The organism is Bacillus sp. GW823-FHT06A11 (assembly GCF_058795355.1).
Map to the genome: position 1 here is coordinate 226,192 of NZ_JBXAHS010000003.1, position 12,314 is coordinate 238,505.

Genomic DNA, 12,314 nt, shown 5'->3' on the forward strand with positions numbered 1-12,314 from the left:
GTAATCAAGTTGTACTAATTAATATTCTGAAATTTCACGCACCGTATTTAAAATATATAAAATAATGACACAAAATAACAACAGTTAGTTTTGCATTGTTTTAAAGGAATTAAAAAGAAAACTTCGAAACATATAGTATCGCAAACAAAAACTACAAATTTTAAAACGGATCTTCGTACGAATCCATTCCAAAAGAGAGGAGATAAGTATGCAAAAACTCCAAACGAATAAAGGCGCTCGATATATGATGATTGCTTTTATTGTTTTGTTTCTTATTATGATTTTGCGTATATTCTATATTCAGGCAGTAGGAGTCGTGCATAATGTGAATGTAAAGGATCTCGCGAATGAACAACATAATAAAAAAGGTGTTTTAGAAGCGAATCGTGGCACTATCTATGATCAAAGCGGAAAGGTGTTAGTACAAGATTCTACAACGTATCGAGTTGTTGTGAATTTAAAAGGAAAAGATAAAGTGAAAAATAAAGATGAAACCGCACAACAATTAGCCGATGCGCTTGAAATTGATAAAGAAGAAGTATTAAAAAACTTTCATGAAGGGCGTACGCAAGTTGAAATTGGGAAAATTGGTCGGAACTTATCTAGGGAAAAGAAGGAAAAAATTAATGATTTAAAAATACCAGGTGTATCTTTTATGTCGGAAAAAGCAAGAGTATATCCGAATGAAGACTTTGCATCCTATATACTTGGTTTTGCTAGACCAGATGATAAAGGGAATACGGAAGGGAAGTTTGGGCTTGAAAAGAGTTTGGATAAATATTTGCGCTCTACAAACGGGAATATAGAATATGTGGGTACACGAAGGGGGATTCCGCTTACGAATGATATAGGTAAAGTAGAACCAGCTAAAAATGGGAATAACGTATATTTAACGCTTGATAAACAAATTAATAGCTTTTTAGAAGAAGCGATGAACAAAGCGCAAGAACATTATGATCCTTCTATGTTAATTGGCATTATTGCTGATCCAAAAACAGGAAAGGTTTTAGCAATGTCTAGTAAACCTAGTTACAATCCTAATGTAGGTGATATCGAATACTTTTTAAATGACCCGATTGCAAATGCATATGAACCAGGTTCAACAATGAAAGTTTTTACGTTAGCAGCTGCCATTAATGAAGGTGTATATAACGGAAAAGAATATTTTCAATCTGGAAAATATTCCGTTGGTTCATCTGATATAAAAGACCATAATGGTGGATTTGGATGGGGATCAATTACATTTGATGAAGGATTTGAAAGGTCATCAAACGTAGCTTTTTCTATTTTAGAAGATCAGTTACTGAAACCAAATAAATTTAAGCAATATATGAATAAATTTGGATTCAATCAAAAAACAGGGATAGATTTACCTGGAGAAAGGAAAAATACTTTATTATTAAATACACAAATTCAACAGGTTACAACTTCTTTTGGTCAAGGTTCTACAGTAACTCCGATTCAATTAATCCAAGCGGCTACTGCTATAGCAAATGACGGGAAAATGATGCAACCATATATCGTTGATAAAGTTGTAAATCCAACAAACAAAGAAGTTATTATGGAAAATCAACCGAAAGAAATTGGGAATCCGATAAAAAAAGAAACAGCGGACAAGGTTAGAAGCTTAATGGAGCGTGTTATAACATCTTCAAAAGGAACTGGTACAATGTATAAAGTAGATGGTTATCCAATTGGAGGTAAGACAGGAACAGCACAAATCCCGAATCCTGAAAACGGCCGATATATGGAAGGGAAAGAGAATTACATTTTCTCCTTTTTAGGAATGGCTCCAATTGATGATCCGGAGTTAATCGTATACTTAGCTATTAAGCAGCCAAAGTTAAAAGGAGATGAGTATGGAGCTCAGCCTCTTGCTGAAATATTTAAACCTGTTATAAAAAACAGCCTTGAATATTTAAAGGTGAAACCGTATACAGAAAAACAAATAGCTGATGCAGCAAAACAATCTCAATTAAAAGTACAAAATTATGTAAATCAATCGATGGATACAATAGAGAAAAGTGTAGAAAAAGAGAAGCTACAGCCGGTAATTTTAGGAGAAGGAAAAATAATAAAACAATATCCACAGTCTGGCGAGGTAATGAGTGAAGGTGATCGTATATTTTTATTAGGGAATAACGCACAAATGCCAAATGTAAAAGGGTGGTCCATGCGTGATGTTATGTATTTCTCTAAACTTTTGAAATTAGATTTGAAAACTTCTGGTACGGGTTATGTAACGAGTCAAAGTATTGAAAAAGGACAAGATTTACAAGAAGGAGATACACTAGAACTAGAATTAGAACCGCCGTTACAACCGTTAACAGAGGCGAATACGAATTAATCCAGGCATTTGGAAAGAGCTATATGCAAATAGCTCTTTCGTTAGAGTTGCGAGTAATTTCACGCACCGTAATTTTTAGAAAAAATAATAAATAAAAGAACTAAAAGTGACATGTTGTTAAATATCTGATTATTGTTTATTTACAGTTAAATGAATATGTGATAATATGGAAAAAATAAATGCAGTGAAGAGAAGAGTAAATAAAATGAATTTTTCACAGAGAGCTCCATGTAGCTGAAAAGGAGTAAAAATTCTTTATTGAACCAAGCCTCTGAGCAGCATATCGGAACCTATTATTAGGGGATGGTGTGACGGGAGCTCCCGTTATAGAGCTATGGTATAAGCATGAATTAGAATGCAGTACCTGATAAGGTTAGTATGGTGACATATTAACAAACTAGGGTGGCACCGCGATGATAAATCTCGTCCCTAAGATTAAAAGTCTTGGGGGTGGGATTTTTTTATTGTTGTAAAACAATTTTGAAAGCGGGGGCCAAAAATGAAAAATTTACTTAAAGATTGGAAATATCCTTTATTACTATTGTCCGGAGTTGGTATTGCGAATTTAGGGGCATGGATTTACTTAATAGCACTGAATGTACTTGTCTATAATATGGGTGGCTCAGCCTTAGCTGTTGCTACTTTATATGTAATAAAACCATTAGCCACTTTATTTACAAACGCTTGGTCTGGGAGTATGATTGATCGTTTAAATAAACGGAAATTAATGATTCACCTCGATATATATCGTGCGTTATTTATCGCTATTTTACCTTTACTTCCGTCACTTTGGATTGTTTATGTATTCGTATTCTTTATAAGTATGGCCAGTGCAATTTATGAGCCAACTGCTATGACGTATATGACGAAATTAATTCCAGTAGAGCAAAGACAACGTTTCAACTCATTACGCAGTTTAATAGGATCTGGTGCATCTTTAATTGGTCCAGCGATAGCAGGGGTTTTATTAATTGCGAGTACACCTGAGTTTGCTATATATATGAATGCTATAGCATTTCTCTTATCAGGATTAATTACATTACTTTTACCTAATCTTGATAAGAAAGAAGCTTCGGATACAACAAGTAATACATTATCTCTTACGGTATTAAAAAAAGATTGGAACACTGTTATAAATTTTAGTAGAAAACATGTGTATGTCGTATGTGTGTATTTCTTATTTCAAAGTATGTTCGTATTAGCAACTGCTACTGATTCACTTGAACTATCGTTTGCGAAAGAGGTATTACTACTAACAGATAGTGAATATGGTTTTCTAGTTAGTATAGCTGGTGCAGGATTTATTTTAGGTGCCATAACAAATACAATTTTGTCAAAGAAATTAGCACCTTCATTTCTAATTGGAATAGGATCATTATTCATCGCAATTGGTTATTTAATTTATGCTTTTTCAAATATATTTTTAATAGCTGCTATTGGATTCTTTATTTTATCTTTCTCTATGGCATATGCAAATACAGGATTTTATACGTTTTACCAAAATAACATTCCCGTTCATATAATGGGACGGATCGGAAGTATCTATGGACTTATTATTGCGTTAGTAACAATCTTTATTACAATATTATCTGGTGTTGCGACTCAGTTCATTTCTATACAACTTGTAGTTATTGTAGGTTCATTGATCATGTTATTTATTACTATCGTCTTGTGTGTGTTTACTTTATTCCCATCACAATCTAAGTTGTATTCTACTGAATCAATAAAGTGAAACTTTAATCAGGGGGCATCCCCCACTGATTATCAGCCCTCACCAATCGGGCTTTTACGGGCAGCAGGGTCCCCACTTAACTTCTTTGCTTTCGCTGAATTTTGAGATGGGGGTCCTACTGCCCACAAATAGCGGAATACATTCGAAATGAACTTTGTGTTCTCATTAACAATTTATCGTATTTAATAAAAGGGTTCTTTCCCCTTTATATGGAAAAATTAATAAGGGTAAAGAACAATACCGAAAGACAAGGGGGGGTGTCGTGATAAAAACAAAAGATGAAATTAATAAAATTGTAAAAGAAATACAAAAGAAAATAGATTTCTCTGGGGTAGTTTTAGTAAAAAAAGAAAAAGACTTAATCTATGAAAAAGCAATGGGTTACGCAAACAAAAGTGAATGTATAAACAATACGATACAAACAAGATTCGGCATTGCTTCAGGATGTAAAATTTTCACTGCAATTGGAATCTGTCAACTTGTTGAAAAAGGTGTTATTTCTTTTCATACAAAATTAAAGGATTGTCTAGAGATAAAACTTCCAAACTTCGATGAAGATATTACAATACATCAACTACTAACGCATAGCTCTGGTATACCAGATTATTTTGATGAAAGTATTATGGATAACTTCGGGGATCTTTGGAAACAAACACCTATGTATCTATTAAAGAGCTTAAAAGACTTTTTACCATTATTCCAAAACAGTAATATGATGTTTGCACCTGAGAGTAAGTTTCACTACAACAACGCAGGTTTTATCATACTTGGATTAATAATAGAAGAACAGACGGGACTTAAATTTACGGAGTATATAGAAAAGAACATTTTTAATCCGATTGGCATGAATGATTCTGGCTATTTTTCGTTAGATAAATTACCAAGACATACAGCTCTAGGATATATAAAGGACGAAACCAACCAAAATTGGAGAACAAACGCTTACTCTATACCAATAAAAGGAGGGGCTGATGGAGGGGCATATGTTACTGCACCAGACATGTTGAAATTTTGGGCGGCACTATTTAATAATGAAATTTTAGGAAAGGAATATACAAAGTTACTTTTAACTCCCCACATTCATGTAAATGATAAACAGTCTTACGGATATGGAATATGGATTGAAACACGAGAAAACAAGGTATTCAAATATCATGTAATGGGATATGATCCAGGCGTCAGTTTTCGCTCGGCCATATATCCAGAATTAGGAATCACTTTAGTTATTCCATCGAATAAAGAGGCAGGACCTGAAAAATTAATGACAGAAATAGAAAGAGCTTTTTAATTATATGGATATAAAAGAAGAGATACGAAAATAATTTAAACGGGTTTATGATTGTTTCTGTTCTGAAAAATATTTTAGTTAACGAGGAACCCTTTATTTATTAAATAAGGGGTTTTTGTAATTCTGCACAATTACATATGTTTATATGGATTTTTAAATTAAAAAATATTACTATATAATTGTAAATTTAAATTATTAATTCATATGAAAGGATGTGTTAACAATTTGTATATGATCAACGGTAGTTTGTTTATTATTTTAGGGGTTATTTGTTATTTAATTGTATGTGGAATATTAATTGGTACCAAAAATAAAAAACATATGATTTGGTGGAAAGAAATAATAAGTTTTTTATTCGTGGTCTACATTTGTATGGTTGTTGCAGTAACTTTATTCCCTTTACCAATCGGTTTTCCTTCTAATATTGAAAATCTGAATCGCTCGGTCAATATAATTCCATTTGCATCAATTATTAAAGACATCAATCAAATTGGTAGTGCTTATGATGGGGATGCCCTATTTATGATTGGTCTAATTGTAAGAAATGTAGGCGGGAATATTTTATTATTAATGCCTTTAGGATTTTTAGCACCAATTTTATGGGATAAATATAAAAAGTTCAAAAATACTATTTTATTGGGATTTACTATATCAGTTAGTATTGAATTGCTACAATTAATTCAGTCTTTATTTAGTGGAGTGGGACGTATTACTGATATTGATGATGTGATCTGTAATGTTATAGGTTCTATTATTGGATATTCTATTTATAATATCTTTTTAAAAGCCATTAATAAATTTAACATTCGAGTGTTGGGTAAAACTAATTCTAAAGGTGTGGAATTAGTTGATAAATAGGAGTTTAAACGAGTTATTAAAGGCGTACGAGTAAAAAGTACGTCTTTTTATTTTTATAAATAATGCTTAAGGCTGATGAGAAATCACATTTTCCATCTTACACTTGAAAGTAGCTATCGTATTTCAAGTATGGAATGAAAAGAGGAGAATATAATTTTTAAAGATAAACAAGTTTATAGGAGGATTCTAAATGGATATTTTACTTGTTGTTCTTATTATTGTTTTGATGCAAAGTAAAGAACGAAAAGTGAAAATAAACCGTATTTGGCTCATTCCGGCTTTGTTGTGCTTTGTAACAATCCAGTCCATTATTCATGCGGGACAAATAACTTTGCTGCAAGGACTACTGTTTGTTGTAATGCTTGGAATCGGCTTAGGTCTTGGAATTATACGAGGAAGAGCTTTAACATTTCGAGTAGATAGTGAAACAGGTCATGTACTACGAAAAGGAAATTGGGTAAGTACAATAATCCTTCTTATTATTTTAGGAGCAAAAATTATAATTAAACAAAGTATGTTTTCTGGTAGTACACACCAGGCATTAATGGTTGTAACAAACGCCTTTTTATGTATTACATTAGGCACCGTGATTAGTAGACGTTATTATATTTGGAAAAAATATAATGAATTAACACAAAAAGCGTAAATACATTCATCCCTTGTTTAACATTGCTAAGAACGGTAATACTAATTAACAATGAACTTTTACAACAAGGGATGATAATATGATATACATTTACACAGACTTCGGCGGTACTCATACAACTTCACTTGCTGCAGCGTATCATTTAAATAAATTACCAACGGATCGTAAGTTAACGAAAGAAGAAATTTTGAATGTAGATTACTTTAATAAATTGAAAACAGAAGATATGGGAAAAATTATTTTTCATGGAATTGATGAACATGGTCATCCTGTATATACGATTGGATGTGGCGCATCAAAAGTTGTTGTACCTGCGATGAAGCATTTAGGAGAAATCTTGCAAAAACATTATCAAAGTCATGAAAAAATTATTTTTTCTAATACATCACCAACTGTACCTTTACCAATGACTTTTGGTGGTCTGTTTTCTAGAAGGTTCCATATCGATTTTATTGGCGTACCGTTACTCGTATGGGGAGCAAAAATTTGCTGTGATAATATACAAAGGCTTGTTAGTTATACAAAAGAAGCTGGAAGATTAACGAATGATTATGTTGTAATTTTAGATAATGAAACTTTTAAATAGTATATGATAAGAAGAAAATCGAGCAAATTCCTTGATTTTCTTTTTTATTTGTGAAATAGACAAGAAATAGTCACATTTAATATACATCTACTATAGCCAAAACAATAAAGTCCTGTTACTATTACAGGGATATTCTCTTTTTATAACATAAATATATAGAAAAATTAGAAAAGAGGAATTGAATTAAGGGAGGAACAACATGAAGCGTGTTGCTTGGATTACTGATAGTACAACTGCGAATTTAAAAACAGAAGGAGATAACTTTGTTATCCCAATCGAAGTTATTATTGATGGAATGTCGTACAAAGATTGTGAAGAAGGTGTACGTGAACGTGTTTATAATGCGTTAAACGAAGGTAAAACAGTCACTACTTCACAACCTAATATTGGGGAAATGGTAGAGTTATTTACGAAATGCAAAGAAGAATATGAAGAAGGATTTGCAGTTGCTATTAGCGGAAAAGTAAGTGGAACCTATCAAAATATGAAGCTAGCTGCAGAAATGGCAGGTTTTCCATTAACGGTATTAGACAGTGAAACAACAAGTTATCCAATGGATGAACTAATTAGAAAAGCGAAATCGTTATACAATGATGGTATGACTTTACAAGATATACACAAAACATTAGTAGATGAAAAAAGAAGACCTTTCCACGTATTCCCGAAAAGTTTAAAAGGCCTTTATGCAAGTGGTCGTGTAAAGGGCATTCAATTTTTACTTGGAAGTTTATTAAGTGTTAACTTAATATTAGAAGTAAAAGGTGGAGAGCTTTTACTTGAAAAGAAAGTTCGTAAAATCCAAAAATGTCGAGAATATATTAAAAATGAACTTGAAAAAGAATTACCAAAAGTACTTCATATGTTCCATGCTAATGATAAAGATGGAGCCGAAGAATGGATTGCAGATATTAGACAAGCATTCCCTGAAATGGATTTCAAATTATATCCATTACCAATTTCATTTGCGGTTCATGCAGGTGAAGGTACAATAGCAATTAGTTATTAAAGTAAAACCCGTGAATTATTCACGGGTTTTTTATTTAATTAAAATGAAATGTGATCTCGACATATCTCCATCGAGGTTAGAAATCGATGGTCGAGCTACCTTCTCATATATAACTGTGGAATGCCTTTTTTATGACTTATCCAATTATTTCTTACAAGATTTAAGGAGGATTGAGTTGAAAATGAATTGATTAAAGTGTAAAATTACACTAAATAACACATTAGTTACTTTTGAGGGGGAAGTAAAGTGAATAAGGAGCATGCAATTGAACTTATTTCAATGAAAATAAAGTTAATACGCACTGAAAAAAGATATACACAAGATAAAATGGCTGAAGTTCTCGGCATATCAAAAAAAACGCTTGTTCAAATTGAGAAAGGGAGAACGAATGCAGGTTGGACCAACACTGTTGCTATTTGTGCATTGTTTAGAGATAGTGAAGTTTTACAGAATACTCTTGGGGATGATCCATTAGTAGTAATCGAAACAATGGCCCACAATAGCACTAACAACTTCAAAGAAAAAACATTGGGAGGAAAAGTCTGGTGGAAGCAGATTCAAGAAAAAGGGAACTTTCGCTTACAACAAAATCTAATTAGTCAGCATTATCGTATTCTAGACAGACAGGATTACCGCTGGTTTAATTCGTTTGATTTAGAAGAAACGCTAAATCAACTTAATAAATTAGCAACGAATTCAGAACATCAAATAACCAGAACTACAATGAGCGAAAATAAATAGGAGGAAATTACATATGATCATCTTGCATTTTCTTTGGATTTACTTTATGCCAATTTACTGGTTATGTGGATTTATAGGTGGAATCTATTTAATTATTGCAGGTATCAAATATCTTAAATTACTTGTAAGTGTAATGGGATTACTTTGTCTTACCCTTGTCGTGTTACCTATTGTTTGTTGGGGGACAGGGATTAATGCGGAATTTCTTCTTACACCCGTTTCCAACTTTTCACTATTCTCTTTAAGTGGGTTAATAGCAGGATTTATTGGATTTTGGTCAAAAATTAAAGGCATAAGAAATATGGGATTTACTATTTTTACTTGTGGAGTAATAGGTGCCCTATTCTATTATTTAATGTCTATACCCGATTCATACTATATAGGATAGTTTTTCAAAACTCAGTTCATTTACAAACAAAAGGATAGTGAAACAGGAAAAACATTATTTCTATTCTTTCTGTCTAACTTATTAAATAAAAAGGAGGTGCTATAGAACTGGTAGCGTTTCCTTTTTCACATGAATCATTCACCTATCAGATAGGTTGCGCTCCAGTACGTAGTAGGTAGCATATCAATAGCTAGCTATAATTTCTACATTCTCTGACTTTAAATGATAAAGGAGATGTTATCACAGTTGTTCCTGCAAAGAAAAAATGAATAGTTGTAGTAAAAACATTCTAGAATACAGAAGCTTAGGAATATTGGATATAAAATATGATAAATACGAGGCATAAGCCAGTTTACAATTTTTATGTCAACACTACAAACTTGACATGTGTGTATTTCGTTTTGCACTGTAAATCATTCATATTGAGTAATAGAATTTTAGAAATATATAATAGAATATTCGCACTAATATTTATACAGCTACAATCTATTTACATATAAGGTTATTAGGATTATATTGAAAATGAAAGAGAAAACAATAGATGGAAGGGGATGTTTTTTATGTTTAAAAAAGCAGCACTAGGGATTTCATCGTTAGCAATTACAGCGTTCGTCGGATTAGGAATGGCAACAGAAGCTTCAGCTGGACCAGCAGCACCACTTACTTCACTAAACGTCGTACAAGTAGAGTCTGAGCTAGGCGGGGTAGAAACAATTAATCAGAACAGCTTCAGCACATCGCGTAACCACGGGGGAAAATATTTATATATTACAACGAAAGAAATGGGCTATGGCCAAAACCCATTTGCTAAAATGAATGGTTCTAATGTAAAAAGTATTGATTCCACTATAATTGGCGGAAGACCAATCGTTGGCTGGTATTATAAATGGGATGCTTCTGGACACCAACAAGGAACGTTTGAGTACCAAAAGACATCTATAAATTCACCATTTAATACAATGCGTACATCAATTTATATCCAATAATCTTGAAAGCGTTCGCACATATAGAATAGTAAAAAAGGTACTTCTAGGAGTACCTTTTTTTGATTTGAATCATGTTCATCTATATTTACAATCCTGATTTCACAGCAAAAATACTTACCATAAAACAAAATCCTTAAACGTCTATAAAATTAATATGAACGCGTAGTACAAGTCCGCTACAGTTAAAGTACGTAACTTTACATATTTCAACTCAATGAAGAAGGAAGAAACTGTAGTACTTACGCCGCAGTTTTTAATTTATCCATGAACTCATAGTTTAATTTTAAGTTTTTTAGATATATAGACATAACCGTACTACCTGCTACTCTTTTTTAAAATTCAAGATTAAAAAGAGTAGCTAAACTTAAATAAGCTTAGCTTGATGGATATGTGGCGGAACTCTAAAATTAATTACATCTTTTTCATAATATAAACAATTTTATATAGGGAGATGAAAGGATTTTTTAAAATAATAAAGAAGTATGTATAAACAAATATATAAATGGTAGTGATTAGGATGAAAATCAGTAAGTTTGCAGAAGTAAATAATGTAAGTGTAGATACGATTAGACATTATATGGATCTCGGACTCGTTATTCCTGAGAAAAAAGGAAGTCACTATTTTTTTGACGAGTATTGTCAAAAGGATATAGAACTTATATTAGAGTACAAATGGATAGGGTTTAGCTTGAATGAAATTAAAGAACTGTTTCTTTATAAAAATTTAGGGAAATCCTTAGACTATGAAAAGGATATTTTTTATCAATCTTTATTTAAAGTAAAATATGAAAAGATTGAACAAGAGATAAAAACCTTAAAGGAACGAAAAGATAAATTAAAGAAAACGTTAAATAATTTATCTATAGAAACTGAAATTTCGAGTTCAATTTTAGGGGTAGATTTAAAAGTACTTCATTTATTTAAATGTGTTAAGTGTAACGGAAATTTAATTCTTGAAGATGGCATTATTAATAAAAATCAAATTGTTGAGGGGAAATTAATTTGTAATTGTGGTGAAGAATACGCGATTACTTCCGGAGTTTTAACAGCTGGAAAATTATTTGAGGTGTATAAGAGGAAATCACTTGAAGATTCTATCCATGAAACGGATACTGCTTTTTTGGAAAATGTTCAAAGAGGAGGAGAATGGGCGAAAAAGAAACTAATGCAATTAGATTTAAATGAAAAAATACTACTTGATTTAGGGTCTGGTATTGGGTTCTTTTTACGAAATATTTATGAAGAACTACCGGAAGAGTGTTTATATATTGCTGTTGATCGAGATTTGAATAAACTTTTACTTTTAAAAGATGTAATTGAGAGAAGAAATGTGAAAAGAAATATTGTATTTATCTGTGCCGACTTTCTAAACATACCTATTCAGAATAATTCTGTTGATATTGTAATCGATCAATCAGGTACAAGTAATTATAGTTTTGAATATGAGGAGTTCTTATTGTGTGAATTAAATTCCCTTTTTAAACACAATTGTTATTTATTAAGTTCATTTATTTTATTTAATAAATTCAGCATAAATAGCCAAATTGCACCTAGACTCAGAGAGAATTTTACATCTGCAAAAGTAACAAAAGAAATCGAAAATTTACAGTTTCAATCTATTGATGAAAATACTTCAAATTATTTGATACGAGGGGGAAGGTACGAGGATTTCTTTGTTCAAGGAGAAGAAATTTATACATATTCATTTTTCGGAAAAAGATGGGGTTAACCCCATC

The 12,314-nt window shown here is 31.8% G+C and carries 11 protein-coding genes and 1 other annotated feature; all 11 genes read left to right on the plus strand.

The window, feature by feature from the left end; genetic code table 11:
- Window positions 1-208 precede the first annotated feature (208 nt).
- The 11 genes from AC1Q8L_RS15300 (at window position 209) to AC1Q8L_RS15350 (ending at window position 12,307) form a co-directional block, all read left to right on the plus strand.
- Window positions 209-2,347 (plus strand): penicillin-binding protein, encoded by a 2,139-nt coding sequence (locus tag AC1Q8L_RS15300; RefSeq protein ID WP_001170940.1) that lies wholly within the window; start codon window positions 209-211, stop codon window positions 2,345-2,347.
- Window positions 2,348-2,522: 175 nt separating this feature from the next.
- Window positions 2,523-2,781 (plus strand) — a binding site (T-box leader).
- Between the two features lie 65 nt (window positions 2,782-2,846).
- Window positions 2,847-4,079: an MFS transporter gene (locus AC1Q8L_RS15305; RefSeq protein ID WP_000793345.1), complete on the plus strand. Its 1,233-nt coding sequence runs from the start codon at window positions 2,847-2,849 to the stop codon at window positions 4,077-4,079.
- Window positions 4,080-4,341: 262 nt separating this feature from the next.
- Window positions 4,342-5,367, plus strand: coding sequence for a serine hydrolase domain-containing protein (locus tag AC1Q8L_RS15310; RefSeq protein ID WP_000598057.1), 1,026 nt, complete (start codon window positions 4,342-4,344; stop codon window positions 5,365-5,367).
- 225 nt (window positions 5,368-5,592) lie between these two features.
- Window positions 5,593-6,225: a VanZ family protein gene (locus AC1Q8L_RS15315; protein WP_000281833.1), complete on the plus strand. Its 633-nt coding sequence runs from the start codon at window positions 5,593-5,595 to the stop codon at window positions 6,223-6,225.
- Between the two features lie 190 nt (window positions 6,226-6,415).
- The gene (locus AC1Q8L_RS15320) at window positions 6,416-6,871 is read left to right on the plus strand and encodes a CcdC protein domain-containing protein (RefSeq protein ID WP_000353707.1); all 456 of its coding nucleotides are present in this window, start codon (window positions 6,416-6,418) and stop codon (window positions 6,869-6,871) included.
- Window positions 6,872-6,950: 79 nt separating this feature from the next.
- Window positions 6,951-7,457 (plus strand): DUF3189 family protein, encoded by a 507-nt coding sequence (locus AC1Q8L_RS15325; protein ID WP_000639421.1) that lies wholly within the window; start codon window positions 6,951-6,953, stop codon window positions 7,455-7,457.
- Between the two features lie 199 nt (window positions 7,458-7,656).
- Complete coding sequence (locus AC1Q8L_RS15330) at window positions 7,657-8,463, plus strand: DegV family protein (RefSeq protein WP_000831926.1); 807 nt, start codon at window positions 7,657-7,659, stop codon at window positions 8,461-8,463.
- Between the two features lie 246 nt (window positions 8,464-8,709).
- Window positions 8,710-9,204: a helix-turn-helix transcriptional regulator gene (locus AC1Q8L_RS15335; protein WP_001031006.1), complete on the plus strand. Its 495-nt coding sequence runs from the start codon at window positions 8,710-8,712 to the stop codon at window positions 9,202-9,204.
- Window positions 9,205-9,217: 13 nt separating this feature from the next.
- Complete coding sequence (locus AC1Q8L_RS15340; RefSeq protein WP_000584708.1) at window positions 9,218-9,592, plus strand: hypothetical protein; 375 nt, start codon at window positions 9,218-9,220, stop codon at window positions 9,590-9,592.
- A 560-nt stretch (window positions 9,593-10,152) separates the two neighbouring features.
- Window positions 10,153-10,578 (plus strand): DUF4879 domain-containing protein, encoded by a 426-nt coding sequence (locus tag AC1Q8L_RS15345; RefSeq protein WP_000472917.1) that lies wholly within the window; start codon window positions 10,153-10,155, stop codon window positions 10,576-10,578.
- A 517-nt stretch (window positions 10,579-11,095) separates the two neighbouring features.
- Window positions 11,096-12,307: a MerR family transcriptional regulator gene (locus tag AC1Q8L_RS15350; protein WP_098311757.1), complete on the plus strand. Its 1,212-nt coding sequence runs from the start codon at window positions 11,096-11,098 to the stop codon at window positions 12,305-12,307.
- The last annotated feature ends 7 nt before the right edge of the window (window positions 12,308-12,314 follow it).